The organism is Vibrio sp. R10-SG3-ISO3, assembly GCF_059834225.1.
This window is the reverse complement of the sequence record NZ_JCBDHE010000025.1, coordinates 1-26,589: the sequence shown is the minus strand read 5'-3', so window position 1 is coordinate 26,589 and position 26,589 is coordinate 1. Positions and strand designations below refer to the sequence as shown.

General features: G+C 49.1%; 31 protein-coding genes and 1 pseudogene. 20 read left to right on the top strand and 12 right to left on the bottom strand.

Annotation, left to right across the window (positions count from 1 at the left end; genetic code table 11):
* Positions 1–456 (top strand): annotated as a pseudogene (locus AC6R1A_RS06345) (NCS2 family permease); the annotation flags it as partial.
* Between the two features lie 319 nt (positions 457–775).
* Here the strand turns inward: AC6R1A_RS06345 and AC6R1A_RS06340 are convergent.
* Entirely contained in the window at positions 776–1,642 is an 867-nt protein-coding gene (locus AC6R1A_RS06340; protein WP_500633503.1) for a YicC/YloC family endoribonuclease, read from the bottom strand.
* A 250-nt stretch (positions 1,643–1,892) separates the two neighbouring features.
* Here AC6R1A_RS06340 and rph point away from each other — a divergent pair, with 250 nt between their 5' ends.
* Both rph and pyrE read left to right on the top strand, forming a co-directional pair.
* Positions 1,893–2,609 carry a ribonuclease PH gene (gene rph / locus AC6R1A_RS06335; RefSeq protein WP_500633504.1) on the top strand — a complete coding sequence of 239 codons (717 nt, stop codon included), beginning with the start codon at positions 1,893–1,895 and terminating at the stop codon, positions 2,607–2,609.
* Positions 2,610–2,740: 131 nt separating this feature from the next.
* A complete protein-coding gene (gene pyrE / locus AC6R1A_RS06330; protein ID WP_500633505.1) occupies positions 2,741–3,382 on the top strand; it encodes an orotate phosphoribosyltransferase in 642 nt (213 codons plus the stop codon).
* A gap of 99 nt (positions 3,383–3,481) precedes the next feature.
* On the opposite strand, the gene AC6R1A_RS06325 is transcribed toward pyrE, so the two are convergent.
* From AC6R1A_RS06325 to coaBC, 3 genes are all read right to left on the bottom strand, one after another.
* The gene (locus AC6R1A_RS06325) at positions 3,482–4,435 is read right to left on the bottom strand and encodes a Kdo(2)-lipid IV(A) acyltransferase (protein WP_500627789.1); all 954 of its coding nucleotides are present in this window, start codon (positions 4,433–4,435) and stop codon (positions 3,482–3,484) included.
* A gap of 3 nt (positions 4,436–4,438) precedes the next feature.
* Positions 4,439–5,029: a nucleoid occlusion factor SlmA gene (slmA, locus tag AC6R1A_RS06320; RefSeq protein ID WP_500627790.1), complete on the bottom strand. Its 591-nt coding sequence runs from the start codon at positions 5,027–5,029 to the stop codon at positions 4,439–4,441.
* A 147-nt stretch (positions 5,030–5,176) separates the two neighbouring features.
* The gene (gene coaBC, locus AC6R1A_RS06315; protein WP_500633506.1) at positions 5,177–6,391 is read right to left on the bottom strand and encodes a bifunctional phosphopantothenoylcysteine decarboxylase/phosphopantothenate--cysteine ligase CoaBC; all 1,215 of its coding nucleotides are present in this window, start codon (positions 6,389–6,391) and stop codon (positions 5,177–5,179) included.
* Positions 6,392–6,713: 322 nt separating this feature from the next.
* Here coaBC and radC point away from each other — a divergent pair, with 322 nt between their 5' ends.
* The 6 genes from radC to mutM all read left to right on the top strand — a co-directional run bounded on the left by radC (position 6,714) and on the right by mutM (position 10,187).
* Positions 6,714–7,400 carry a RadC family protein gene (gene radC, locus AC6R1A_RS06310; RefSeq protein ID WP_500633507.1) on the top strand — a complete coding sequence of 229 codons (687 nt, stop codon included), beginning with the start codon at positions 6,714–6,716 and terminating at the stop codon, positions 7,398–7,400.
* Positions 7,401–7,536: 136 nt separating this feature from the next.
* A complete protein-coding gene (locus tag AC6R1A_RS06305) occupies positions 7,537–7,689 on the top strand; it encodes a hypothetical protein (RefSeq protein WP_500646160.1) in 153 nt (50 codons plus the stop codon).
* A gap of 308 nt (positions 7,690–7,997) precedes the next feature.
* Entirely contained in the window at positions 7,998–8,234 is a 237-nt protein-coding gene (rpmB, locus tag AC6R1A_RS06300) for a 50S ribosomal protein L28 (RefSeq protein ID WP_334554869.1), read from the top strand.
* Positions 8,235–8,247: 13 nt separating this feature from the next.
* Positions 8,248–8,418 carry a 50S ribosomal protein L33 gene (gene rpmG / locus AC6R1A_RS06295; protein WP_260260108.1) on the top strand — a complete coding sequence of 57 codons (171 nt, stop codon included), beginning with the start codon at positions 8,248–8,250 and terminating at the stop codon, positions 8,416–8,418.
* 242 nt (positions 8,419–8,660) lie between these two features.
* On the top strand, positions 8,661–9,191 hold the full coding sequence (locus AC6R1A_RS06290; protein ID WP_487902558.1) for a hypothetical protein: 531 nt from the start codon (positions 8,661–8,663) through the stop codon (positions 9,189–9,191).
* A gap of 189 nt (positions 9,192–9,380) precedes the next feature.
* The gene (mutM, locus tag AC6R1A_RS06285) at positions 9,381–10,187 is read left to right on the top strand and encodes a bifunctional DNA-formamidopyrimidine glycosylase/DNA-(apurinic or apyrimidinic site) lyase (RefSeq protein WP_500646159.1); all 807 of its coding nucleotides are present in this window, start codon (positions 9,381–9,383) and stop codon (positions 10,185–10,187) included.
* 8 nt (positions 10,188–10,195) lie between these two features.
* On the opposite strand, the gene AC6R1A_RS06280 is transcribed toward mutM, so the two are convergent.
* Positions 10,196–10,963: a glycosyltransferase family 25 protein gene (locus AC6R1A_RS06280; RefSeq protein WP_500633161.1), complete on the bottom strand. Its 768-nt coding sequence runs from the start codon at positions 10,961–10,963 to the stop codon at positions 10,196–10,198.
* Between the two features lie 252 nt (positions 10,964–11,215).
* Here AC6R1A_RS06280 and AC6R1A_RS06275 point away from each other — a divergent pair, with 252 nt between their 5' ends.
* The 6 genes from AC6R1A_RS06275 to AC6R1A_RS06250 are packed head-to-tail and all read left to right on the top strand — an operon-like array spanning position 11,216 to position 17,309.
* The gene (locus AC6R1A_RS06275; protein ID WP_500633162.1) at positions 11,216–12,430 is read left to right on the top strand and encodes an O-antigen ligase family protein; all 1,215 of its coding nucleotides are present in this window, start codon (positions 11,216–11,218) and stop codon (positions 12,428–12,430) included.
* Complete coding sequence (locus tag AC6R1A_RS06270; protein WP_500633163.1) at positions 12,393–13,319, top strand: glycosyl transferase family 90; 927 nt, start codon at positions 12,393–12,395, stop codon at positions 13,317–13,319. The genes AC6R1A_RS06275 and AC6R1A_RS06270 overlap by 38 nt, the downstream gene beginning before the upstream one ends.
* Before the next feature lie 17 nt (positions 13,320–13,336).
* Positions 13,337–14,401: a lipopolysaccharide heptosyltransferase II gene (waaF, locus tag AC6R1A_RS06265; RefSeq protein ID WP_500633164.1), complete on the top strand. Its 1,065-nt coding sequence runs from the start codon at positions 13,337–13,339 to the stop codon at positions 14,399–14,401.
* Positions 14,401–15,675 (top strand): lipid IV(A) 3-deoxy-D-manno-octulosonic acid transferase, encoded by a 1,275-nt coding sequence (waaA, locus tag AC6R1A_RS06260; protein ID WP_500633165.1) that lies wholly within the window; start codon positions 14,401–14,403, stop codon positions 15,673–15,675. Before waaF ends, waaA begins: the two co-directional genes overlap by 1 nt.
* On the top strand, positions 15,672–16,412 hold the full coding sequence (locus AC6R1A_RS06255) for a glycosyltransferase family 25 protein (RefSeq protein ID WP_500625420.1): 741 nt from the start codon (positions 15,672–15,674) through the stop codon (positions 16,410–16,412). The genes waaA and AC6R1A_RS06255 overlap by 4 nt, the downstream gene beginning before the upstream one ends.
* A 12-nt stretch (positions 16,413–16,424) precedes the next feature.
* On the top strand, positions 16,425–17,309 hold the full coding sequence (locus AC6R1A_RS06250; protein ID WP_500633166.1) for a hypothetical protein: 885 nt from the start codon (positions 16,425–16,427) through the stop codon (positions 17,307–17,309).
* A 25-nt stretch (positions 17,310–17,334) separates the two neighbouring features.
* Here AC6R1A_RS06250 and AC6R1A_RS06245 read toward each other — a convergent pair whose 3' ends face one another.
* Together AC6R1A_RS06245 and AC6R1A_RS06240 are read right to left on the bottom strand one after the other, a co-directional pair.
* Entirely contained in the window at positions 17,335–18,249 is a 915-nt protein-coding gene (locus tag AC6R1A_RS06245) for a WaaS/CpsH family glycosyltransferase (protein ID WP_500633167.1), read from the bottom strand.
* A gap of 11 nt (positions 18,250–18,260) precedes the next feature.
* A complete protein-coding gene (locus AC6R1A_RS06240) occupies positions 18,261–18,983 on the bottom strand; it encodes a 3-deoxy-D-manno-octulosonic acid kinase (protein ID WP_500633168.1) in 723 nt (240 codons plus the stop codon).
* A gap of 70 nt (positions 18,984–19,053) precedes the next feature.
* Here AC6R1A_RS06240 and AC6R1A_RS06235 point away from each other — a divergent pair, with 70 nt between their 5' ends.
* Genes AC6R1A_RS06235 through AC6R1A_RS06220 form a run of 4 tightly spaced genes read left to right on the top strand, consistent with a single transcriptional unit; the run spans position 19,054 to position 22,694 of the window.
* Positions 19,054–20,148, top strand: coding sequence for a glycosyltransferase family 9 protein (locus tag AC6R1A_RS06235; RefSeq protein ID WP_500633169.1), 1,095 nt, complete (start codon positions 19,054–19,056; stop codon positions 20,146–20,148).
* Position 20,149: 1 nt separating this feature from the next.
* On the top strand, positions 20,150–21,226 hold the full coding sequence (locus AC6R1A_RS06230; RefSeq protein WP_500633170.1) for a glycosyltransferase family 9 protein: 1,077 nt from the start codon (positions 20,150–20,152) through the stop codon (positions 21,224–21,226).
* 8 nt (positions 21,227–21,234) lie between these two features.
* Positions 21,235–21,723, top strand: coding sequence for a pantetheine-phosphate adenylyltransferase (coaD, locus tag AC6R1A_RS06225; protein ID WP_500633171.1), 489 nt, complete (start codon positions 21,235–21,237; stop codon positions 21,721–21,723).
* A complete protein-coding gene (locus AC6R1A_RS06220; RefSeq protein ID WP_500633172.1) occupies positions 21,723–22,694 on the top strand; it encodes a glycosyltransferase in 972 nt (323 codons plus the stop codon). The genes coaD and AC6R1A_RS06220 overlap by 1 nt, the downstream gene beginning before the upstream one ends.
* An 85-nt stretch (positions 22,695–22,779) precedes the next feature.
* On the opposite strand, the gene lpxM is transcribed toward AC6R1A_RS06220, so the two are convergent.
* The 4 genes from lpxM to AC6R1A_RS06200 all read right to left on the bottom strand — a co-directional run bounded on the left by lpxM (position 22,780) and on the right by AC6R1A_RS06200 (position 25,844).
* Positions 22,780–23,736 carry a lauroyl-Kdo(2)-lipid IV(A) myristoyltransferase gene (lpxM, locus tag AC6R1A_RS06215; RefSeq protein WP_500633173.1) on the bottom strand — a complete coding sequence of 319 codons (957 nt, stop codon included), beginning with the start codon at positions 23,734–23,736 and terminating at the stop codon, positions 22,780–22,782.
* An 89-nt stretch (positions 23,737–23,825) separates the two neighbouring features.
* Positions 23,826–24,767 (bottom strand): ADP-glyceromanno-heptose 6-epimerase, encoded by a 942-nt coding sequence (rfaD, locus tag AC6R1A_RS06210; RefSeq protein ID WP_500633174.1) that lies wholly within the window; start codon positions 24,765–24,767, stop codon positions 23,826–23,828.
* A gap of 238 nt (positions 24,768–25,005) precedes the next feature.
* The gene (locus AC6R1A_RS06205) at positions 25,006–25,347 is read right to left on the bottom strand and encodes a hypothetical protein (RefSeq protein ID WP_500625410.1); all 342 of its coding nucleotides are present in this window, start codon (positions 25,345–25,347) and stop codon (positions 25,006–25,008) included.
* Positions 25,344–25,844 (bottom strand): N-acetylmuramoyl-L-alanine amidase, encoded by a 501-nt coding sequence (locus AC6R1A_RS06200; protein WP_500633175.1) that lies wholly within the window; start codon positions 25,842–25,844, stop codon positions 25,344–25,346. Before AC6R1A_RS06200 ends, AC6R1A_RS06205 begins: the two co-directional genes overlap by 4 nt.
* A 27-nt stretch (positions 25,845–25,871) precedes the next feature.
* On the opposite strand from AC6R1A_RS06200, the gene AC6R1A_RS06195 reads away from it, so the two are divergent.
* Positions 25,872–26,021 (top strand): hypothetical protein, encoded by a 150-nt coding sequence (locus AC6R1A_RS06195; RefSeq protein WP_500633176.1) that lies wholly within the window; start codon positions 25,872–25,874, stop codon positions 26,019–26,021.
* 20 nt (positions 26,022–26,041) lie between these two features.
* On the opposite strand, the gene AC6R1A_RS06190 is transcribed toward AC6R1A_RS06195, so the two are convergent.
* On the bottom strand, positions 26,042–26,212 hold the full coding sequence (locus tag AC6R1A_RS06190) for a hypothetical protein (RefSeq protein ID WP_500633177.1): 171 nt from the start codon (positions 26,210–26,212) through the stop codon (positions 26,042–26,044).
* Between the last annotated feature and the right edge of the window lie 377 nt (positions 26,213–26,589).

The window sequence follows — 26,589 nt, the reverse complement described above, 5'->3', positions numbered from 1 at the left end:
CGCTCGGCGCTGGTTGCGGACGCAGGCGGCACCGTGATTGGCTCTGTGCTGGGTACGACTTCAGTCACCGCATTCTCAGAATCGGGCATTGCCTCTGCGCAAGGCGCGAAAACCGGCCTGGCTGCGGTGGTGGTTGCGGGGCTCTTCTTGGTGTCGCTGTTCCTCTACCCGCTTTTTTCCATCTTCTCTGCGGCCATGGTCGCCCCGGCGATGGTGGTGGTCGGCATCTACATGATTGGTCGCCTTGGCCAAATCCGCTGGGAGCAAAAAGAGTCTCGCATCGCGGCGTTTTTCACCATCATGTTCACCGTACTGAGCTTCTCACCGGCCAACGGCATGGCGATGGGCTTTATCAGCTACGCCTTTAGCATGGTGGTAGCAGGCAAAGCCAAGCAGGTTCACCCAGTCATTTATGTGCTGTCTGGGCTGTTTATGGCGTATTTGGTGCTTTTATAATCGCGGACATATGGCTGCCATCGCCATTATTGCTATTGCAGACACAACAAGGGCGGCATCAAGGCCGCCCTTTTGACATCCCATTACCTTAGGGCAAGTGACTTAATAGTTTAGTTTATTGTCATTAACGAGTGCTAAGAGAGTGCGTTCCAAAATAAATCAAAAGGTTAGGCTGGAGGGGATAGTCTAATTTTATTTAAAGGTCAGAGCAGTGGTGGGGCTGTTGGGTGAAGTCAGAGGATGTTGGTGGAAAAATGAAAAGCCCCTATCGACTTATAAAGTAAACAGGAGCTTTGCACAGTTAGTCATCTAAAAGAGACTATTCGATGTTCTGAATTTGCTCTCTCATCTGCTCAATCAACACTTTCAACTCGACCCCGGATGCGGTGATGTCGGTGCTGATCGACTTCGAGGCGAGCGTGTTTGACTCGCGGTTGAACTCTTGCATCATAAAGTCGAGGCGTCGGCCGCAGGCGCCGCCTTTTTTGAGGATGTTGTTGGTCTCTTTGACGTGAGAGTCGAGGCGATCGAGCTCTTCTGCCACATCGGATTTTTGCGCGAGGAGGATAAGCTCTTGCTCAACGCGGGAAGGGTCGAGCTCGACTTTGGCGTCTTCAAATTTGGCGAACAGGCGCTCACGTTGCCACTCAAGGATCTCGGGCATGCGAGCGCGCACGCGAGTCACTTCTTGTGAGATGGCGTCTAGGCGCTGGGTGATGAGCGCTTTCATGTTGTCGCCTTCGCGGCCGCGAGCGTCAATGAAATCACTCAGTGCACTATCAAAGGCGGCTAACAGGTCTTTGTTGACCACGTCCATGTCTTGCTCTGGAGTCTCCATCACGCCTGGCCACTGCATCACTTGGAAGGGATTGATGCGGCTCAGTTCGCCGGTCATGTGCATCACTTGCTCAGCGGCTTTGATGACTTGATTGGCGAGGGTTTCATTGATGGTCAGCTCACCTTTGGCGGCGGGGTTGGCTTCAAAACGCAGGCTGCACTCCACTTTACCGCGCGCTAGGCGCTTGCGAAAGCGTTCACGCAGTAGCGGCTCTAGGCCACGAAATTGCTCAGGTAGGCGGAAGTAGGTCTCCAAATAACGTTGGTTGACGCTGCGGATCTCCCACACAGCACTGCCCCAATCGCCTTTGGCTTCGCTACGCGCGTAGGCCGTCATGCTATAAATCATCGAATTTTCCTATCTATTAATCTGTGAAAATAACGCAGGGAGAGGATAGCAGAAGGTGGGGGGGAGTTCCTAGTTTCGGGGGGAGTTTCTAGTGACTAGTTCCTAGTGCCTAGAGGGGGATAGGGGTGATGGGTAGTGGGGGATGGGTAGAGGGGTGTGAAGGGGGTGAATGGCGGTGGTGGTGAGGGGGTGTTTTATGCTAGACTCTGGGCCCAATTCTACCGTCATCAAGTCAACAAAGGTAATGCCCATGCGTCCCAATGATCGCAAGGCGGATCAAATTCGCCCAATTAAAATTACTCGCAACTATACCGCGTATGCAGAAGGTTCTGTGTTGGTCGAGTTCGGCAATACCAAAGTGCTGTGTAACGCCACGGTTGAAGAGAGTGTGCCGCGTTGGCTAAAAGGCCAAGGTAAAGGCTGGGTGACGGCCGAGTACGGCATGCTGCCGCGTTCGACACATTCACGCATGCGTCGTGAAGCCTCAAACGGTAAGCAAGGTGGCCGCACGATGGAAATTCAACGCCTGATTGCGCGCAGCTTACGTGCCGTGGTGGATTTAGAAGCGATGGGCGAGTTTATGATCACCGTTGACTGTGATGTGATTCAAGCCGATGGCGGCACGCGTACGGCGTCTATCTCTGGGGCCAGTGTGGCGCTGGCGGATGCCTTCACTCACTTGATCAATAAAGGCAAATTGAAAAAGAACCCGATGAAAGGCCACGTGGCCGCGGTGTCGGTAGGCTTGCTGGGTGAAGAGGTATTGTGCGACTTGGAGTACGTTGAAGACTCCGCCGCAGACACTGATATGAACGTCGTGATGACCGAAGATGGCCGCATGATCGAAGTGCAAGGCACCGCCGAAGGTGAACCCTTCACCCACGAGCAACTGATGGTCTTGCTTGAGTCGGCCAAGGTCGGCATTGCCGATATTGTCGCCGCGCAAAAAGCAGCCCTAGCAGATTGATTGATAGCTCCCATTGATGGGGGCTATTTTTTTGTCCTCTTTCTATAGAGAACACAGTTTATCCTTAAATATTTACCCCCTTCTTCTAGGAACTAGGAACTAGCCACTAGAACAACCATCGAGAGAAAATAATGAAAGCATACCAGCGTGAATTTATTGAGTTTGCACTTGAGAAACAAGTTCTTAAGTTTGGTGAGTTTACTTTGAAATCTGGCCGTAAGAGCCCGTACTTCTTTAACGCTGGACTTTTCAATACCGGTCGTGATTTGGCGCGTTTAGGGCGTTTTTACGCCGCAGCGCTCGCGGACTCTGGCATCGAGTTTGATGTGCTGTTTGGCCCTGCGTACAAAGGCATCCCGATTGCAACCACCACGGCGGTGGCACTGGCGGATCACCACGACATCGACACGCCTTACTGCTTTAACCGTAAAGAAGCGAAAACCCACGGTGAGGGTGGCAACTTAGTCGGCAGCCCGCTGGAAGGTCGCATTATGTTGGTGGACGATGTGATCACCGCTGGCACCGCAATTCGTGAATCGATGGAAATCATCCAAGCAAGCGGCGCTGCACTGTCGGGCGTCTTGGTGGCGATTGACCGTCAAGAAAAGGGCAAAGGCGAGCTCTCTGCTATTCAAGAAGTCGAGCGCGACTTTGGTTGCGCGGTGATCTCCATCGTCAGCCTTGGCGATTTGGTGACGTACTTGGAAGAGCAAGGCGACGCGGCAGAGCACCTCGCCGCCGTGAAAGCGTACCGCGCGGAGTATGGGATTTAAGTGCCTAGTTTCTAGTGGCGAGTTCCTAGAGGGGATTGGCCACTATTTACTTATTTACTTATTTACTTATTTACTTATTTACTTATGGCGTATTCCGCTTTACTTGTACCGTACGCCTTTCTCTGCGTTTTCGTCTTGCATGGTTTTGTAGCGCTTGTGTAGCCACATCCATTGCTCTGGGGCGCGGAGGATCACCTCTTCCACGTGGCGGTTCATGTAGGCGGCGGCCGCGACTTCGTCTTTTTGTGGGTAGTCTTTCTCTACCGATTTATTGGCGATGATCTCATAGCGCCCGTCGTCATTGCGAAAGCCTGAACCCATCACAATCGCCGCTTTACTGGTGTACGCCAAGATGCTGGTGCCTGTAGTAGTGCAGGCATCGGGAACGGCAAAAAAGGGCACAAACACCGATTTGTTGCGGCCGTAATCATGATCCGGTAAGTAAAACAGCCGCTCACCACTGCGCATGACGCGAATCATCTGTTTGAGATCTTTTCTGTCGATCAAAACGTTGCCGTTGTGCGAGCGGCCCCAGTGCTGAATAAAGTTGTATGCAGGATTATTGTGCGGGCGAAACGCGCCATAGCCACCTAGCCCCAGCACCGCAAACGCGCGCGCGGTGATCTCTAGATTGAGGGCGTGGACGCAGCAAAGCAGCACGCCCTGTTTCTGTTCATTGTATTGATGCAGCAACTCGACATCTTTCGCCACGATTCTGCGCTTAAAGCGCCAGGTGGGCCAAAACCAAGTGATGCCGGTTTCAATCAGCGCGAGACCGGTGTTTTTGAAGTTCTCCTCAACCATCGCCTCAATCTCATCTTGCGCCTTATCTGGGAAGGCGAGCTCAAGATTGCGCTTGGCGACATGAACGCGCTTTTTGCCTAAACGCATGCCGAGTTTGCCGAGCCCTCGGCCGAGTGCATAAAGCAGTCGATACGGTAGCAGGTTAACCACTATCGCCAGCAAGCCAAAGCCAAGCCAAACGCCCCAATGGCGTGGGTGAAGTAAAGACCAAGAAAACTTGGGCGGCTGGTGTTTATCGTTGGTTGTCATGAATTAGTCCAATTGCGCACTGAGCAGTGCCCAGTACTCATCAAAGTTTGCTGTGGGGTGGTACTTAAAATCAGAGCGCACAAAGCGGTTCAAGCTGCCTTCGACTTGGCCAAGCAGTTGCGCGGCGAGGATCATTTCATCCACAGGAAAGGCTTTCCCTTCACGCAGTTTACGCTCACGCAGGATTTGACGCAGTGAGGTTTCAATGCGCTCATACAACTGGTTGATGCGATCGCGCAGGCGCTCATTTTCAAACATCAATGCATGGCCAGACAAAATTCGGCTCAGCCCCGGGTTGCGCTCGGCAAAGGCGAGAATGAGCTGCAACACCAAACGCAGACGCGTTAGGGTGTCTTTCTCTTCATCCAAAATACGATTGATGCGAGACATTAAAGACTCTTCAATAAACTCGATCAAGCCCTCAAACATGCGCGCTTTGCTGGGAAAGTGACGATACAAGGCCGCTTCTGACACGCCGACTTGTTTGGCGAGTTTCGCGGTGGTGATGCGTGAGGCGCCGTCACTGGACTCCAGCATTTCGGCAAGGGCTTGCAATATTTCGTCGCGGCGGTTGGTTTTTTTTGTTCCTGCCATGAACCTCTTCCTTTTTTATAACCACAGTTTATAAGAACTGTCACACGAGGGGCGCAGCGCTCAGAGGGGCTGAAAACGCAAAGCGCACACCGAGTGCGAGCGCGGCTGGGGCTCAACCAACCGCGTTGTCTGATGAATAGGTTGAAATCACTCGCTGGTTGGCGCGAGTTTGTCATTAATAATGGTGAGGATCTGCGTTGCGATATCCTGTTTGGACGCAAGCGTAAGTGATTGCTCACCCTCTTTCCAGTATACGGTGATAGCGTTGTCGTTGCTATTAAACCCTTGCCCCGCGACTGAGACATCGTTAGCACAAATGAGATCGAGGTTTTTCTTAACCAATTTGCTTTTTGCGTAGTGGGCGACGTCCTGCGTTTCGGCGGCAAAGCCAACAGTAAAAGGTCGATGCTCATTGAGTGTCGCGACACTGGCAACAATGTCGGGATTTTTCACCATCTCAATCGACATCGCATCGCTTTGGTCGGTTTTTTTGATTTTCTGCGTGGCAACCTGATGAGGACGATAGTCGGCCACCGCGGCGCAGCCAATAAAGACATCGTGTGAGCGAGCATGCTCAAGTGCCGCGTCGTACATCTCTTGCGCGCTTTGCACGTCTATACGGGTAACGCCGCTCGGCGTTGAGAGCGAAACAGGGCCAGCGATGAGCGTCACGCGGGCACCGAGCGCCGCGGCCTCGCTGGCCAGCGCAAAGCCCATTTTTCCTGAGCTGTGGTTAGAGATGTACCGCACCGGATCAATTGCCTCACGGGTCGGACCCGCGGTGATGAGCACAGAGCGCCCCGCCAGCGGTTTAGGGCCAAAAAATTGCTCGCAGCGCTCAACCAGCTGCATCGGCTCTAACATCCGACCTGGGCCGACGTCGCCACACGCTTGCTCGCCGGCTGCAGGGCCCCAAATCATCATACCGCGACGCGAAAGGGTGGCGATGTTTTCTTGTGTGGCGAGGTTGCGATACATCTGCTGATTCATCGCTGGTGAGACAGCAACTGGCGCATCGGTCGCCAGCACGAGAGTGGTCAGAAGATCATTGCCCATGCCCGCCGCCATGCGCGCAATCAAATCCGCCGTGGCGGGCGCGAGCAGAACCAAATCGGCCCATTTGGCGAGCTCAATATGGCCCATAGAGGCTTCGGCGGCTGGGTCTAGCAAGCTCTCTGACACCGGACGTCCAGAGACCGCCTGCATGGTCAGCGGGGTAATAAACTCTTTCGCGGCTGGCGTCATCACCACCTGGACCGTCGCGCCACGTTCACTGAGTCTGCGCGTCAAATCCGCACATTTGTACGCGGCGATACCACCGCTGATACCTAAAAGGATCTTTTTACCTGCGAGTGTTTGCATGATGATCTTCCTTAAAAATTCTTGGCGTAAGATAGCACGCCGCGTGTCACTAGGCGAGTTGACCCCATCCCCTTACGTCCTATCCCTCTGGGCCCTATCCAGCTGTGGTACCTCAAAGCGTCTTACCTTAAGTAGTCATACCTGAAACAGTCGTCTCTCAAACAGTGGTGCTTTGCCCGAGTGGTTAATGAGTAACGTCTCAATTACATAGAAAGAGGAAACCGCTCGAATCTTCACGCTTTTTTGCCCAGTCAACCTGAGAGATTTGATTACGCTTGGCGTGACAGATGAGCAATGTGGAGCAAACCGTGAGCCGATATCTATGACAGTGCCGTTACCAAAATCGCCGTTACCGAAATCGTCAATGCCGCGTGAGAAACTGCTTTCTCATGGCCCTCAAGCGTTAACCGATGCAGAGCTGGTGGCGATTTTTCTGCGCACCGGTACGCAAGAGAGGAATGTCATTGCGCTTTCTGACTATTTATTAGCGGAATTTGGCTCGCTGCGCGGGCTGTTCTCCGCCGATCTCGAGCAGTTTTGCGCGCACAAAGGACTAGGGGTGGCCAAATACGTGCAGCTTCAAGCCGTACTGGAGATGACGCAGCGTTATCTCAGTGAAACGCTCAAACGGGGCGACGCGTTGACCAGCCCGGAGCAAACCAAGCTTTATCTCTCCGGTGTGCTGCGTGACAAACAGCGTGAAGAGTTCTACGTGCTCTTTCTCGATAACCAACACCGAGTGATCCGCGGGGAGTCGTTATTTCAAGGCACCATCGACGCTGCCTCTGTCTACCCGCGAGAGGTGGTCAAGCGCGCACTTGAGCTTAATGCCGCTGCGCTGATTTTGGCCCACAATCACCCTTCCGGTGTGGCAGAACCTAGTCAATCTGATCGCCGAATTACCCGGCGCATTAGTGATGCGCTTGCTCTGGTTGATATCCGAGTGCTGGATCATTTTGTCATTGGCGATGGCGACATTGTTTCCTTTGCCGAAAGGGGGTGGATGTGAGGCCACCGAACCGCCAGCGGAGAACACAGCGACAGGAAGCGTATCAGCAAACACAAGCGGAGACCTTATATCGCCTCGCTGAGGCAAAGCGCGTCGACAATGAAACCTTGTTGGCAAGGTTGGGATTCTGCTTTCGATGGATTATAATTTGGGCATCCATAGGCGGTTTGATCAAGTTAGAATTGGTGACGGAGGCATTAAAATGGATGAGTGGGTAAGTAATAACATGACGTTAGTTGGCATCATCATCATGATTGCAGGCCTGACCTTGGGCTATATTATCTTCTGACGAGGATTTTTGTGTATTGGGTCAACTTTTAGTTGTCCACCCCCCGAATTCTGCTACAATCCCCCGACATTTTTTGAACTATTATCAGCTCTGCCTAAAAAAGATCACGAAAACCTGTAAAAAGGATCTGTTCGGGTCTTGAGCAATGCTACTCAAGTTAGTATAATGCGCGACCTTTGATAGCCTTGTATGGGTTTCCATAGCGGTATAAGACCTCGAAATTCTTTTGAGAATAGCTTCTTTGAGAACTAGAGAGGTTCGGCCACCAAGGTTGATATCGAGCTGAAACGATTTTGGAGAAGACATTCATGTCACGAGTATGCCAAGTAACTGGTAAGCGTCCAGTAACGGGTAACAACCGTTCACACGCACGCAATGCTACTAAGCGTCGTTTTCTGCCGAACCTACAAACTCATCGTTTCTGGGTAGAGAGCGAAAAACGTTTTGTTAAACTACGCCTATCTGCAAAAGGTATGCGCATCATCGACAAGAAAGGTATTGATACCGTTCTTGCTGATATCCGTGCAAACGGCGAAAACGTTTAAGAGGAAATAGACAATGGCAAAGAAAGGCGTACGTGAGAAAATCCGTCTAGTATCTTCTGCTGATACTGGTCACTTCTACACGACTGATAAGAACAAGCGTAACATGCCTGGCAAATTCGAGATCAAAAAGTTTGATCCTGTAGTTCGCAAGCACGTTATGTACAAAGAAGCGAAAATCAAGTAATTGATGCTTTTTTGAGTTCCCACAGGGAACCGTGAATTGAAACCCAATCATAGCAATATGGTTGGGTTTTTTATTGGGTTTGAGTTCCTAGAGGCGAGTGACTAGTTCCTAGAGGATGGAATATTTAAGATTTTGTTTTTCTCTAGGAACTAGGCTGATATTTGGCTTTTTCTCTAGGAACTAGGAACTTTTACTTATCAACGATATTCTAGTGGCTAGGAACTGTCATCTAGGAGCGCCCTATGCCTCGAGCGTCCATTGCTAAACGCCGCCGTTGGAACAACTGGCTTATCCTTGGCATCATCGCCTTTATGGTGATTCTCAATGCCCCGTCGCTCATCAAAGCGTACTTAATTGACGAGCCCTCGACGCCGGCCGTGTCGGATGCATCACTATCGAGCGAGTCGCAGACGGCGCTGCCCAAATTACTCAACCCTAATTACCCTGTCAGCGCGCTCTATTACCGCGGCGTGGAAATTGAGCTCAAAGACGGCAAACTGGTCTCCAACGTAAAATTGAAAGACGATGTTCCACCGCCAGACATCATCGAGCGTTGGCGTTCGATTGAGGGGACATTGGTATCGCCAGAAAATTTCGACACCATGCAAGCCAGTCTCGGCAATCCAGAAACCATCGAAGTCTGGTATCAGGGCCTAGATGAGCCCCACCGCATCACGCTGTACAAAACCGAACAATTTTGGCTACTGAAAAACTGGCAAGACGATTGGATCGCGATCACCGTGGATCCCGACTTCCTACAACCGCGGTATTGATCAGAGTTCCTAGTTGATGAAAGTTCCTAGTTCCTAGTTGATAGTTCCTAGAGGGGGGTTGACTTGACTGGGGGCTCAGACATACTTTTCTAGGCACTAGGCACTAGGCACTAGGCACTAGGCACTAGGCACTAGGCACTAGGCACTAGGCACTAGGCACTAGGCACTCAAAACTAGGAATTTACACCCATGCCAGAATTACCTGAAGTCGAAGTGAGCCGGATGGGGATCTCGCCACACCTTATCGGCCAAACCGTCGCCAAAATCACCATTCGAACGCCCAAACTGCGTTGGGCGATCCCTGCAGAGCTGGCTCAGCTTGAAGGGCAAGTGATTCAAACCATTACGCGACGTGCCAAATATCTGCTGATTGAAACTCAAGTGGGTTGCGCGATTGTGCATTTGGGCATGTCTGGCTCGCTGCGAGTGTTGGATGCGGAGATCCCGGCAGGCAAACACGATCACGTGGATCTCAAACTCTCGAATGGCAAAGTGCTGCGCTACAACGATCCGCGCCGCTTTGGGGCGTGGCTATGGAGTGAGGATGGGCAGCACACCGTACTCGCCAACAGCGGCCCTGAGCCACTGACCGAGGCATTTAACGCCGAGTACCTGCTAGAAAAAGCCGCCAACAAGCGTGTTGCGGTAAAGCAGTTTATTATGGACAACAAAGTCGTGGTCGGGGTGGGCAATATTTACGCCAATGAGTCGCTGTTTAGTGCTAAAATCCATCCCAGCCGAACGGCTGGCAGCTTATCTCTGCCAGAGTGGCAGCAACTGGTCAGCGACATCAAAGCCGTGCTGGCGACCGCCATCAAACAAGGCGGCACAACGCTAAAAGATTTCGCCCAAGCCGACGGCAAGCCCGGCTACTTTGCCCAAGAGCTGCAAGTCTACGGCAAAGCCGGAAAGCCCTGCCCAACCTGCGGCGAGCCGATTGAAGAGCTCAAAATTGGGCAGAGGAATACGTTTTATTGTGGTGGGTGTCAGGTATAGCGACTGGCTTAACCGAACCACCAACGCAGCGGTTTGTAGTTCGAACCCAGCTTTCCGAGGTGGTAGAGGTTAGTGGTGAGGTTGAGTGTCATGTTCATCAACTTATGCAAAATCTTCATCAAGGCAATAAAGTAGTTTTTCTTCCCTTTTCGCTTACGATTGCCAATGATCGATGGCTTGTTTCCGCCCCAAAGCCCCGCTTGGCAAACACCGAAAATCGGTTGTTTGTGAATCCATGTGTTGCGTAAAAACACATCGACCGGGTAATCAAAGTGCTTGCTATGGTCGATAAACGCCTGCGCCGTTTTGGGTGAAATCGCGTAGGCCGTCATACACTGTGGCACTTTGAGGTATTTAACCAGTCTTTGCTCTCCGCAATCACGAACAGGGTAGAACATATCGTGGTTATCTGCGTTTTCAATACGAATGTAGCCACACGTCTCAATGTGTTCTTTCGCGATGTCGAGCGTTTTCAGATAAGTGTCAGGCTCGATGTCAAAATCATCTTCATAGACGATCATAGGCTCGTTAAGCTCAACGCACTTTTGCCACATGAGGTAGTGACTGGCATAGCATCCCACTTCGCCAATGGCGGCAGGCCTACCCATTCGGCGTTCAAAGTGTGCGTATCGAATGCTATCGAGTAAAGGGTGCTGATCGGTTCGGGCATCGACACCGAGAAAAAAGTCGCAGTTGAGCTGTGCCTTTTTAAGCACTTTGGTTGTGTATTCTTGTCTGTCTTGGCAAGAGTGAAGAGTGATACAGAATGCTTGCATGAGTATGGGTTTGTCTTGTTGTGCGTGTGTCTATAGCCTATAGAGAAAGTATTTCGGCTTAGTAAAATATAAGCACGCTCATATAGGAAAGTGAATCGTATTGGCTTTTTTTATGGTAGCGTTGAGGTCGAAGAAAACCTTGAAACTTGGTAGACTGTTTAGAACATATTTATAATAATGTCGATAGAAAAGCCCAATAAAAAAGATGTAAATCAAATTATTAGTGAAAGGGCGAGAATATGAGTATAAGCAGTGAATAAATTAGAAATGATAAATTCAATCAGGCTATGTTTGTTTTTTATGACATTGGGCTGGTTTTTTTCTGGCATGATATGGATGTATCAGGGCAGTAAGCCTTTGGTGGGGTTTGTTGTCGTTCTCCTCCTATCATCACTTCCCTGGTTAAAAGGGAATGCTAAAGCGCTGTTTGATGGTGGGCCTTATAATCGTTGGTTACATCTTCTTTTCATAACCGCACTATTTATTGTCGGGTCTTATCTCACTTACGGCGCCAGTAGCCAAGAGTTACGATCTCTGCTTGTGGCTTGTGTCTTTTTGTTTGTGATAAAAGATATGAAATTGTCACTTAGGCACCTTCAAACCTTATTGTTTATCTCTTCAATCAGTGCCTTTATTTTGACGGTTTACTTTGTCTATATTCTTCAAGTTGACCGAATGGGATTACCGACCAATCCGATCCCTCTGGCCTCTCACTATTCGTTACTCATTTTTCTGGCATTGGCGATGACTCAAATCCAATACCAAGATAAAAACCGTGTTGTCTTGTATGCAGCCGCGGCCTTATGTGGCTTTGCATTCATGTATACCGAATCGAGAGGGCCTATATTGGCCTGTGTCGCGGTGGTTGTGTTGTTGTTTAGCCTTAGATTGTGGCGCCAGTTTTGTCTTAAACAGTTCTTAATATTGATCGCTATGGCCTCTCTAGCAGGCATAGCGGCAATGTATTTATTAGCGGAGCGTATTGACGATACATTGGTTGAGGTTGATCGTATTGCGCGCGGGGATTTAGACTCCTCTATTGGACTTCGCCTGCAAATGTACGCTGCCGGGTGGGAAATTTTTAAGAACCACCCTTGGCTCGGTGTTGGCCGGATTTTACCTGAGCATGTTGATGGAATTGACCTGACAGAACTCGGTTATCGTTTTGTTACGAACGCTCATCTACACAATAACTTCATTGATAAGCTCGCTTCCTCTGGTCTAGCTGGTTTCACATTGTTAACTTTAGCCCTAGGTTTACCCTGTTACTTTGCTTATCGGTTGGTCTCACCTTATCGGGCTCTTCTTGTTGCACCCTGTGTGCTTTATACTTTCCTTTGCTTGTTGGATTCACCGTTTAAAAATGGTGATACGGCGGTACTCTATTTTGTTACTATAGGGCTACTACTTAAAGTGATAAGCACAGAAAATGAAAATCCTCTACTACCTAAAACACCTGTGTCTTGAGTGTGCACCAAGCTTTTATTTTACCCGCGTCGCCAACCATCTTGCCAAACAACACCAGGATTCAGTAAGCTTGGTGGCGAAGCGTGTAGATTACTATACGAAAGGGCTCAATGGCTTCACTTTGCCCCAAGATTGCACGGCGATTTCGGAGTACAAGCGCAAAGGCTACACCTCCTACTATTTTGATCTCAAAGAGTTTCTGCACTATTTCCCCAAGCATTTTCGATTCGCCTACTGTTTTGGTGACGAAACGCACATCGAACCTATCCCAACTTTATTTAAAGCTCGCCCGATAGTCGGAGAGAACAGCCACTCCGTTTTATTTAAGCTCGATAAGCGCCGCCACTTTCGCTTTGTGGACGACAAACTGAGCTTCGCTGAAAAGAAAGATATGGCGGTGTTTCGTGGTGCCGTCACGCAGCCGCATCGAATCCGCTTTATGGAGGCGATGTTTGAACACCCTCGCGTCGATGCTGGGCAGTCGAATCCATCAGACGAGCACCCAGAATGGCAAAAGCCTTTTATGTCGGTCGAAGAGCAGCTTCAGTACAAATTTTTGATTTGCTTGGAAGGCAACGATGTCGCGTCAAACCTGAAGTGGGCGATGTCTTCGAATTCTGTGGTCATCACGCCTAAGATGAAATATGAAACGTGGTTTATGGAAGGGACGCTTGAGCCGGGCGTGCATTATATTGAAGTCAAAGACGATTGGTCAGACTTTGATGAAAAGATAGAGTACTACTTGGCGAACCCTGAGAAAGCAGAACAGATCGTTAAGAACGCTCACGCCTATATCAAACCATTTCAAGATGAAGAACTTGAAAAACTCGTGTGTATTAAGACACTTGAACGATATTTCGAATTGTCTGGCCAGCTTAATAAAAGCTGACTGAGAAAGAGTAAGCAATGAACATATTAGTAATTGGCCCATCATGGGTGGGCGATATGGTGATGTCCCAGGGGTTATACATTGAGCTAAAGCGGCAATGCCCTGATGCGAAGATCGACGTTCTCGCCCCTGCTTGGTGTAAACAGATTTTGGAGCGAATGCCGCAAGTGAACCAAGCACTTGAGATGCCACTGGGTCACGGTCAGTTTGATTTGGCGACGCGCTACCGGTTAGGAAAATCACTAAAAAAGAACGCCTACGACGCCGCCTATGTGCTGCCCAACTCAGCAAAATCGGCCCTCATTCCCTTTTTCGCAGGCATCAATCGACGCGTGGGTTGGAAGGGTGAAATGCGCTACGGGTTACTCAATGACATCCGCAGTAACAAGAAAGCGTTTCAATACATGCTTGAGCGCTATGTTGCGCTTGCTCACCCAAAGAGTGAGATGACGGGGAGCGGATGTTTAGGTGCCTTGCAGGATTTACCCTACCCTCACTTAACGGTGGTGCCTGAGGCTCAATCGCAAGCCATGCACACTTTAGGGCTCAATCGTGAGCGCCCAATTTTAGGGTTGTGCCCCGGCGCAGAATTTGGCCCGGCGAAGCGCTGGCCAGATCAACATTTTGCTACCGTTGCGGCTGAGATGATTGGCCGGGGGTATCAGGTGTGGTTGTTTGGCTCAGCGAAAGACCGAGAAGTCACCGAACAAATCATTCAGCAGGTCCCAAAAGAGAAGCAAGGCCACTGTTTCAACTTAGCCGGAAATACCAGTCTTATTCAGGCGGTGGATCTTATTGGTGCGTGCCACACCGTCGTGAGTAATGACTCTGGCCTTATGCACGTTGCGGCGGCGGTGGGTTGCAATGTCGTCGCGGTTTATGGGTCGAGTTCACCGAAATACACGCCGCCACTGACCAAAAAACTGGCAATACTTAATACGGATATTGATTGCCGTCCGTGTTTTGAACGTACCTGTCCCAAGCAGCATCTTAAGTGCTTGGTTGAGCTTGATCCTCAGCGAGTGATCAGTGCCATTCAACAGTTTGATAGCGGCCACTCTCAAGCCGAGCGTTTGATTTGATGCGATCTCTCTACACTCTGCTTCTCGCGTTAGTCAGCCCCCTGTTACTTTGGGGGCTGTATCGAAAAAGGCCAAACAAACCCGACTTCGGCCCTCGTTGGAAAGAGCATTTTGGTGTTACCCCGCCGCTTGCTGAGGATGAAAAAACCTCTAGCGGCGTGATTTGGGTGCATGCCGTCTCTGTAGGCGAGGTGTTGGCGAGCAAAAAACTGGTGTTGACACTCAAACAGCGTTACCCCAACAAGCGCGTTCTTGTCACCACTACCACCAGTACTGGCGCTGAGCAAGTGGCGAAGATGGGGCTAGAGCATCGCTACATGCCGATCGACTTTGGTTGGTGTGTGAACCGCTTCCTTACCACGATTCAACCCGACATCATGTTGATCATTGAAACAGAACTGTGGCCGAATACGCTTCACACCGTCTCAAAGCGGCAGGTTCCGATAGTATTAGTCAATGGCCGTCTATCCGACAAATCGCAGCGCCACTATCACCGGTTGCGTTTGCTAATGACGCCAGCATTGCAATGCGTTCAGCACGTGTTGAGCGTTCATGAGGATGATTCAGCCCGGTTTAGGCAGTTGGGCGCCAAAAACGTCACGACGACGGGCTCTTTGAAATACGACATCACAGTGAACCCCGACACACAGCGTCTTGGCCAACAGCTGAGAGAGAAGCTCGGCATATCAAGGTTGGTCTGGATTGGCGCAAGCACCCACAGTGGTGAAGATGAAATCCTATTTCGCGCTTATCAGCTGGCCAAAAATCAGTTGCCCAATCTGCTCTTGATGTTGGTGCCTCGCCACCCAGAACGTTTTGATGATGTCGCAACAAGCGCAGCTCAGCACGGTTTAACGGTAGAAAGGCGCTCTCATCAGAAGCTGACGCCAACGTCAGAGCAAACCGACGTGTACTTGGCCGATACCATGGGCGAAATGATGTGCTTGCTTGCTGCCAGCGATATCGTGTTTATGGGGGGAAGTTTAGTCGGCCGCAAAGTCGGTGGACATAACTTCATTGAACCTGCGGTCTTATCTAAGCCGTGTTTGACAGGCCCAAGCTATTACAACTTTTCAGATCTTGCCGAGCAGCTTGTCCAAGCGAAGGCTCTGGCTGTGGTCAGTGATGAGCAAGAGATTGCCGAGCAGCTTATGATGTATGCTTTTGCCCCAATCCTCGATGGTGGTGCGGGTTATGATATAGTGCGAAGAAATCAGGGTGCCTTAGATAACACCCTAAACCTCATTCAACGTTTAATAGAGAATTCACCATGATCAAAACCTTCATCATTCATGTCAGTAAGGGCTACGAGGATAGAAGAGAGCATATCGACACTCACCTTCCTCAAAGAGGGATTACAGAATACGAGTATATGCTAAAAGGTGATATTGATGATTTATCACAAGACATTAGAGATAACTTTTTCTCCCACAACTTGTCGCTACCCCAGATGTCTTGCCTCTATAAGCACTACCTCGTTATGAAAAAAGTAGTGGAAAATGAGATCCCTCATGTATTGGTTTTAGAAGATGATGCTTTGCTTGATGAGCACTTCTGTCAGCATCTTCAGACATTTATTGACGAGGTGGGTAATGAAGAAAACTATGTCATTAACATCGAAGAAGCGTCTAATCTTGTTCCATTTTCCATCCGTAAACATAATCAGTCCCTTTACGTTTGTAGTACGAATAAACTGACCGGGGGGTTGGTTTATGATTTGTCGTTTGCTAAGAAGATGGTCCAGTATTTAGAGAGTACGGTTACAGATGCTCCTATTGATGGGCTAATAGGGAATGTAAGAGAAGAGGTAGGTTACAATATTTATTGGACACATCCTCCTATCGTGAGGCAAGGCAGTAAAATCGGTATTTTTTCTAGTGAATTAAGTGGTCGTCGTTCTGGGCTGTATGCTGAAGTGCGCAGTTGGTTTAAAGAAAACTACCGAACCCATGTGCGCAGCCATATTAGTAGAAAGCAAAAATCACTCTTTACTGGCGTGAAGAAATTCTAGGTGGAGGGTAATATGGTATCCAAGAGTTATTTAGTTTACGTCGTCTACGGCAATGACCCTACATACTACCTCGGGGCTCGCTTTGGTATATTGTCGTTTTTATCGCAGTGGCAGGGGGATGCTTCCACGCGCCCTGAAGTTGTGGTGTTGGCAGAGCAAACAGATCACTTTAATGGAATGCCAATCAAGGTTTTTGGTATTTCTCCTCAGCAAAAATTAGAGTGGAGCTTGAATAATCAGTATCACTTCCGGATCAAAAACCGAGGTCTTCGATTCTTGGCTGATGCATTACCACTTGGCGTGGAAGATAAACTGGTTTTTTTAGATGCAGACACCTATTTTAAGCAGTCAACTAATATCTATTTTGACACGATAACGGCCAAGTGTTCTTTGATGTATTTTCCCGAAGTGAACATCAATAGCCTTCCAGACTCAAACGAGTATGGGCAGATCAAAGGACGTGCTTTTAAGCTCAAAAGTGGAGAAACCTATACGGTGACACCAGAGTCAACCATGTGGGCGTCTGCAGTGATTGGGGTCACAGGTAAGCAGGTCGAGAGTTTAGATTATGCTGATGACATCATGCTTGCGTTACGTGACGCAGGTTGTCATGCACATACTCTAGAGCAGTTTGCTCTGTCAGAAGCATTGAGACAACAAACAGAGCTTATTCCCGCGAAACCTTGGCTTAACCACTACTCTACGAGTGGCCGAAAAGATTGGGGTCGCAAAGTACTAGAAAGGTTTTTTGCTTGTCACGGTGACAAGCCATTTGAAGAACAGATTAAGCTCGCTCAATCGGTTAGCTTTACCCGTCCTTTTATTGAGGTTATTCGTGGGCACATTTATAAGAAAAAGAAAAAAATACGCAAATTACTAGGATTAAAGGAAGAGTAATTGGATTACGTGATATAGTCTAATATTAACTAGATTTTCTTTTTTGTGATCTTCCGATTGAATATATCTCTTTGGGTAAATTAATTAACTGTTCGTAGGTTGTTTCCACTTTATATGCTTCGGTATTGCATTGTGATTTTTTCAATGGGGTGTTCAAGAATTGAACCACTCCATTTTTAAGGTCTTCTATATCGTTGAAAAGTAGAATATTGTCTGGATGATACAGAGGATGTTTTTTTATCGATGGATTGTTTGTGATAACTTTACGCTGAGCGTGCAGTGCTTCTACTACCCTCATGGTACTTGCGTTTTGTCCATCAATAGTGATTTCTAAAACGGCTTTTGCGTTCAGTAGTTTTTGCAAGTAGTTTTCATAACTTAGCTGTTTTCCGTTGTTAATTATGGAAATATTACAATGAATACCGCAATCTAAGAGAGATGTTTTGATGTCATTTAATAAACTAGCTCTTCCTTTATCCAATCCTACAAAAGAGATATCGTACTCTTGTTTAAGCTGTATGTTTTCAAGTGAATAAAGGCTTGGTGCGGGAAGAGTTATATGGTGAAAGCCATAGTTTAAACAGTCACTTTCATTGAAGCTGTAAACCTCAAATCCTTCTAGTTCATCCAAAAAAGATCCGTTAAAAATGTTTCTAAATGTAATCACCTTTCTAGCATTTACATTTTTAGTCGCTCTTATGTGTTTGATTGAATCCGTAATAAATATACAGTCAATGTTATTAAAATTTTTTATTTTCTTCTCAATTATTTTCGAGTAAAACCAATGTTGAATTCTTTTGTTGAAAAAAAAGAGATTAGAAATGATACGTTTTGTGAATTTTCTTACTTCAACGTGATGAGTGTCATGAATTTTTGAAAGGCGTTGTATTTCTACTTGTTCGTAGTCTTCTTTATAGCCAAGGAAAACTAAAGTTTTCATATATTGAATACTCATCTATTTTTGTAACCAGTTCGAATTTGAGACCAATTGTCTTCAATCCAATAGATCCCTTTGATTTTCTGTTCTTTCTCAAAAGAGCGCTTCAAACGCGCCATATTATCCCCTTTCCAACCTTCGCCGACTTGCTGATAACACTTATCAAAGTCAATAATCCACACCTTGTTATGCCCATCAATCAAAATGTTGTGGATGTTGAGATCCGTATGATTGATATTGGCATCGTGCATTTTGCGTATTTGCTGACCTATGTGCTGGTAAAGCTCGGGTGATATTTCGTGTTTAGATAGCAGCCCAACCAAATCTTGCGCGTTGGGTATTTGACTGATCAGAATATCGGCACGGTAAGTCCATCCGGAGCGGGTGACTTTCGCTGCAATGGGTTGTGGTACATTGACTTGGTGTTCGCGCAGCTGATTGAGTAGCATGAGTTCTTGATACGCGCGAGTGTTCTCCCAGCCGGTGAAGTGATACTTATCTTTGACCACTTTTCCCCATAGCCCACCACGATAGTAATGGCGAAGCGCATAGGCGCCGTTATCACCTTGAACAAACCAAGTGGTGCCCCTGCCTTTCGCTGAGCCAAGAATACGCCCTTGTTCTTGCCAAAACGAGACGGAAAAGGCCTGTTCAACGGGTTCCGCAAGGCGTTCAGGATCGTACCAATAGTGGGTGCAAGCGGTCTTGGCTCCGCCGATTTGTTTTGTACTAAACATGAATCACTGTCGAGGTTAGGGTAGTCTGTGGCATACTTAGCCACAGAGTATCACAAACGACCCAGAGTTAATGAGCCGCTCGCAACGCTATCAAAAAATATTAGTTATCGCTACACACTGTATCGGCGATAGTCTGCTGATCACCACGTTTACGCGAAGTTTACGCAAGGCATACCCAAACGCGCAAATTGACGTGTTAGTTAATGCCCGCGGCGAGATGGTGTTTGGCACCAATCCCGATGTCGATAATCTGGTCGAGATCCCGCCGAGACCAAGCTTGCGAGATTTCTTTGCTCTTCGCAGGCAGCATGGTCGGTACGATTTGGTGGTCAATGAAATGCTCAACGACAGAACCGCCATTTACAGTTGGTTTTTTGGTAAGCAGAGAATCGGAGCAGTGGATGAGAACTTGCCCGGCGCATGGCTTAAGAAATGGTTGTTCACCCATTATATTCTTGAGACCCACAACTTTGAGCATAAAATGAGCCGCATGGCGAGAATTCTCGACTTGATTGATGTGGATATTGAACCTCAGTTAGTCTCTCCCGAAGCGCCATTACCAGAGTCGGTTTCCTCCTGTTTGCCTGAGCAGTATGTGGTTGTTCATGCGCCTTCTTCCAACGAGATAAAACAGTGGCCTGTGCACTATTGGATTAAGACGGTAGAGCAGCTTCTGTCGCATGATTATCATGTAGTGTTGACCGGAGCAGGTGAGCGGGACGAACAGATCGTTGCGCAGATCGTCGAGCAGTTACCAGCGTCTGCTAGATTGATTAATGTTGTAGGGCAACTTTCACTGGCGCAAACGTCTACATTGTTAAAACGTAGCCAAGGCTTTGTGGGCCCAGACAGTGGCCCAGGGCATATGGCATCTGGCTATCCGATACCGATTGTGTCTATCATCAGCGTGGCTCCAGCCAGCATGTGGTCACCCTGGCCGTATCACATGCCCGTGGAACGAGATCGCCACCTTTATCAAAATGGCACGGCAAAACAGATACAAGGTAATGTAACGCTGCTTCAGTCGCAGAGATCATGTGTGCCGTGTTATAAAAACAAATGCCAAATTAGTGAGGACCTCTACTCACCATGTCTAATGGATATTCAGCCTGAACAAGTGGTTGAAGCGGTGTTTGATGCTATCCCGATCAAAGTGGTGAACTAGGATGGCAGTGTCTTCTCCCCAATCCATCTGCATTCTGCGCCTCTCCGCCATTGGCGACACCTGCCACGCGCTGGCGGTGGTTCAGCAGATTCAACGCACCTATCCCGATTGCCAGATCACCTGGGTGATGGGAAAAATAGAAGCGCAGCTGTTTGGCGATCTCCCCAGTGTGAGGGTAGTGGTGTTTGACAAAAAGCAGGGCTGGCAGGGGATGAAGGCCGTCTGGCGAGCCCTGAAAGGGGAGCGTTTTGATTATTTACTTCACATGCAAGTGGCACTCAGGGCTAGCTTACTCTCGGCGGGCATTCGCGCGCGCACCAAAGTCGGGTTTAGTTGGGCAAGAGCGAAAGAAGGGCAGTGGTTATTTACCGATAAAAAATTGTCCGCGACTCACGCCGAGCATGTTTTGGATAACTTTGCTGAGTTTGCGCGCTTTCTTGGCTGCCCAGAAGCGCCGCCTAAGTGGTCAATCCCTGTTAGTGAACAAGATCAATCCATCGTGAAGACGCTTGAGCACCCATACTTGGTGATAAGCCCTGCGGCAAGTAAAGACGACAGAAACTGGCTCGCCGAGCGTTACGCGGGGGTGGCCGACTACGCCCATGCGCAAGGGTTGCATATTGTATTGTGTGGCGCGCCAACCGAGCGAGAAAAAGCGCTGGCGCAGAGCATCACTGATAAGATGTCTGTACCCGTGACTAACCTCGTCGGCCAAACCAACCTAAAGGCGCTTACGGCTGTGTTGGGTCGGGCGCATTGTGTGCTCGCCCCTGACTCTGGCCCAGCCCATATTGCCACGACACAATCGACGCCCGTTATCGGGCTATACGCGCACAGCAACCCCAAGAGAACGGGGCCATACTACAGCCAGCGTTTTGTGGTTTCTGTGTATGAGCAGATTGCGCAGCAGCAATATGGCAAACCAGTTGACGAGCTGCCTTGGGGTAGCCGTGTCAAAGGCAAAGACCTGATGGCGCAAATCTCCGTAGAGGAAGTGAAACGCACTTTGGATGATTTGCTCTCACATTATCCAGTTCAGTTCTCACACATACCCTCTCCACCGAAGACAGATAAATAAGGACGATGATGCGTATTGCTGTTTACCCAGGTACATTTGATCCGGTTACGAATGGACATTTTGATTTAATTCAACGCGCCGCCAAGATGTTTGACCACTTGGTGGTGGGCGTTGCCGAAAGCCCGAGCAAAAATACCCTGTTTAGCCTTGATGAGCGAGTCGCGTTGCTCAAAAAGACCTGCCAAGGCGTGAACAATGTTTCCGTAAAAGGGTTCAGCGGCCTATTAGTGGATTTCGCCACTGAGCAAAACGCTACTATTTTAGTACGCGGGTTACGTACGACGATGGACTTTGAATATGAGTTTGGCCTAACCACTATGTACCGCCGTTTAAAACCCGGGCTAGAAAGTTTGTTTCTCACCCCTTCTGAAGAGTTTGCGTTTCTCTCCTCGACACTGGTAAGAGAAGTCGCGATTCATGGCGGAGAGGTACAAGAGTTTGTGCCTGCTTGCGTGCATCAAGCCATTCTGTCTAAAACCAACCAGACCTCCCATTGATGATGAATATCTTAATTTATACCCAAGCGACTTTGCCGGTAAAAAACTATGGCGGCACCGAACGCGTGATCTGGGATCTTGTGTACGCTCTGCACTTGCTCGGCCACAAGGTGACCTTATTGGCCGGGAAAGGCACGCAGTGTGAATGGGCAACGGTGATTGAGTACCAACCGGATCGCCCGGTCGCAGAGCAACTTCCGCAAAACATCGATGTGGTGCATTTTCATAGCCATCCGGAGTCCGTGCCCTGCCCCTATGTGATCACCCAACATGGCAACTCGTCAGGCCCAATTGACCGCAATACCATTTTTGTTTCCTCGCAACACGCACAAAACCATGGTGCACAGGCCTTTGTTTACAACGGCTTAAATTGGGACAACTACCTCAAGCCTGACTTGAATGCGAAACGAGAGCGTTTTCATTTCTTGGGTAAGGCCGCGTGGCGAGTAAAGAACGTACAAGGTGCGATTGATATCACTAAGAAGGCGAATCAGTCTCTCGATGTATTAGGTGGGCACCGTTTGAACTTCAAAATGGGTTTTCGCTGTACGCTCGATAGACACGTGCGCTTTTTAGGCATGGTGGATGACACGACAAAATCTCAGGTTATGACACGCTCAAAAGGGCTGATTTTCCCCGTCACCTGGCATGAACCGTTTGGTTTGGCGATCACCGAAAGTTTGTATTTTGGCTGCCCAGTCTTTGCTACGCCTTATGGCTCTTTGCCGGAGCTTGTTAATGAGCAGGTAGGCGTTTTATCCTCTGATGAGACCGCGCTGGTTGCGGCGGTGAAAGAGGCTCAGCGCTATCTACCTCACACTTGCCACGAGTACGCGCGCGATCACTTCAATGCCAATGTGATGGCAAAAGCGTACGTGGCGCAGTATGAAAAAGTGGTCAACGGTGAGGTGTTGAACCCAAACCTTGGCGAGATTATTAAAGACTTTAAACGTTTGCCCTACACAAAATAAACAAAAAGGGAGCCATCGTGCTCCCTTGTTTGACTAGATAAAGGTTTATCGCTTGATTTGCTTATGTCTATGAGCAGACGAGCGATTAGTAGCCTACGTACGGATCATTACCATCTCGTTGCGTTTTCAACAGCTTTAAGATCCACATATATTGCTCTGGTTTTGGCGTGACGAAGGTTTCGACGACTTCATTCATTGCACGTGCATCTTGAACATCATCACCGGAAAACTCGGCCATCGGCGGCAAGATCTCAATTTCGTATTGGCCCGTTTGGGTATTGTAACTGGCAAAGGTCGGGACAATTTTTGCTCGGCTGACTTTCGCGAGCTTGCCAAGGCCAGGCAGCGTGGCTTTCTCCGTTGCAAAAAAATCCACAAATACACTTTGCTCAGGCCCGTGGTCTTGATCTGGCAAGTAGTAACCGAGGTAACCGTCTTTTACGGATTTGATAAAGGGTTTAATACCGCCGCTTCTGTCATACACTCGGCCACCGTATTGAACCCGTTGCTTGTGCATCAGCCAGTCTGTCACCGGATTTTTCTGGCTATTGGCCATCGCCGAGACAGGAAAGCCACGTGAGGCCAACAAAATAGCTGGAATATCAATCGCCCAAGAATGAGGCACCAATAATATGGCACTTTGCCCGTCTTGCTGGAGCTGCTCTAAGTGCTCTATTCCTTTAATGACCGAGTGCTTTTCTAGCCATTGTTTACTGCGCAGTGAGATAGCCGAAAACCCAAGTAGAAACGTCCCTGCAGTAAGTAAGCACTCATGCAGTATGGCTTCTCGCTCTGCCTCCGAGCGCTCAGGAAAACATAACGCCAAATTAATTCGCGCTTTTTGGACCGACCCTTTGCGCTTCTTCACCATTTTATCGGCAATAACTCGCGCAATCGCCACTCTCGCCCTATTCGGCAGCAGCGCAATTGGCAACCCAGCCAATAACCCAAGCCAAAGCCCCCAATATTTAGGCGCAAGAAACGCTCGGCGAAACGTCGGATTATACGCCTTAGGATCATAATCGTTTCGAATTGAACTCATAAATACCCGATACTCTTCCAGGAACTAGGAACTAGGAACTAGGTTCTCACCCCATTACCCATTACCTATCACCCACAACCCATCACCCGTTACTTATTCACCAACCCCATATACTCCGCGACCCCTTCCGCCACCGTCTTAAACTCATGCTCACAGCCCGCTGCGCGCAGTTTTGTTAGATCTGCTTGAGTGTACTCTTGGTATGCGCCTTTTAAATGTTCTGGGAACGGAATCGTCTCAATCTCGCCTTTGCCGTGGTACTTGATCACGGCTTTTGCTACTTCTTCAAACGATTCAGCATTACCCGTACCAAGGTTAAAAATCCCTGATACGCCATGCTCAAAGAACCACAAGTTCACTGCTGCCACATCACCCACGTAGACGAAATCACGCTTAAAGTGCTCGCTACCGGCGAACAGTTTCGGATTTTCGCCTGCGTTCATCTGGTTGTTAAGGTGGAACGCGACAGAGGCCATCGAGCCTTTGTGCTGCTCACGCGGGCCGTAGACGTTGAAGTAGCGGAAGCCTGTCACTTGAGAGAGCGTCTCGCCGTGGGCTTTGGCATCTTCCCACACGCGTCTCACGTAGTTATCAAACTGCTGTTTGGAGTAGCCGTACACATTCAATGCGCCTTCGTACTCTTTCTCTTCAATAAAGGTATCCGTCTCACCGTAGGTAGCCGCTGAGGAGGCGTAAAGGAACGGGATCTCTCTATCTAGGCAGTAGTGCAGCAGCTCTTTGGAATACTCGTAGTTGTTGAGCATCATGTACTTGCCATCCCACTCGGTAGTCGCAGAGCATGCGCCTTCATGGAAGATGGCTTCAATCGGGCCAAAGTTCTCACCCGCCATGATCTGAACAAGGAAGTCGTCTCTATCCATGTAATCAGCAATATCCAGATCCACCAAGTTCTGAAACTTTTTGCCGTTCTTCAGGTTATCGACCACCAAAATATCGTTAATACCTTGCTCATTCAGCGCCTTGACAATGTTACTGCCAATCATGCCCGCGCCACCTGTTACGATGATCATACGTTTGTTTACCTCAGCCTAGAAATTGTTCGTTATGGGCGAAGTATATCAGGTACAGCGGATAAGTTCCTAGTGCCTAGATCCTAGTTCCTAGAGGGTGTGTGGTGGGGTTGCGTTAAATAAGGCTAAAGCCCCCATAGCGCTGCTTGAACGATAGATAAATCACTTCTACGCATCTAATTCTAGGAACTAGGCACTTGTCTTCCACTAGGAGCTCCCCTCTAGGAACTAGGAACTTTTAAGAACTCTTCTTAACCACCCCTCCCGTCAAGTACAGCCCAATCGCCGCAAGGACCGGGTACCCGAACGCCTCATTAATCATCTCGCTGATGGGTTGCCACTCAAAACCGTGCATACAGCCGATCACCACCATCGAATGGAGCAACACATAAGGGATGGTAAACAGCAGCACAATATAACGTTGAACCAACTTAAACGGTTCAAACGCTTTGAGCAGGGCGAGTTTGTGCTTGGCTTTCTCTTCGTTGGTGAAAAACATCGCATCTCCTGTGTCGGTGAGGGCTTCTAGGCTTTTATCGATAAACGACGGGCTACCAAAAATACGGCTCCAAAGGCTCATAGGGTCTCCTTGTTAGTTTGCTTAGCCACAGAAACGGATTGGACAGGGTGAAGCACCATCACCGGGCAGGCTTTGTTGGCAAAGGCGTGGTGCGGTTTGACCTGCTCATCGGTAATGCCATGCTCTTGCTGCAGCCGCTCGATTAACGCAAACAGCGCTTTGCGCTGGGCGAGGGTGAAGTTGTCTTGCGCGCCGCCTTGCTCATCACATCCGCCCACCACACAAATGCCAATATTGCCGCGATTGTGGCCACGCACATGGGCTCCGATATGCGTGAGAGGCCGACCCGCCTCTACTTGCCCATCGCGCGTGATCACAAAGTGATAGCCAATATCTCGCCACCCTTTTGCCCGGTGCCAGGCGCGTATGGTGCTCACGCCAATACCCTGCTCGGCACGGGTCGCGCTGCAATGCACGGTGATCGTGGTTAGAGGGTAGTGTGAATTATGTAGTGAGGTGATGGGTGATGGGGTGTGGTTTGTTGGAGTTGGGGTCATCGAATTTCCTCATGATGGTAATGGGTAATGGGTAATGGGTTAGGGGTAATGGGTTGTGGGTTAGGGGTGTTCGGTGGTGAGGGTGTTGATAAAGGCGGTCATGGCGCGTTCGAGCGTTTGCAGATCCGCACCGGTTTGTTTGGCAAGGTTTGCCAAATTACAGCCTTTTACCCATAGGGCGTAGGTGAGCTCATAGCCTAGAGGCTCTGAGCGTTGGCCTGGGCAATTAGGGCGATAAACCCCTCACGGCTGATGGGGCAGTGTGGGTAGGTGGGGAAATAGATCTCCTCTAGGGTTGGGTCAAAGGGGGAATACACGTAGCAGAGGCGACGAATCGCCCATTCACTGTATTGGTGACACACAGGCATAGCAACTCCCTTCTCAATCAGGAGGCGACACTCTACGCGACATTTCGCCATTAGGGTTGGCGAAATACTGGCGATTTGTACAGCCCGAGCGAACAAAGGCAAAAATGCGAGTGTGTACAAAATTAGGTGCATATCCAATGAGCCAAAGAACGGCCAGGCGTGAGGCGGCTTGCAACCTCACCAATTCGCGCGGCATTTCTGCCGTATGGCGAACCCTAATCAATAAGAGGCTGTTTTGTTTGTTGTTTACATTCCAATAACAAAGCCGAGGAGAACCCATGAGCCACACCCTAGTCGCCACCCTGATGAAAGCCAAAACCGGATCGCCCATCAGCAAACTGATCTTACTTAAGTTGGCCAATAACGCCGATGTGCAC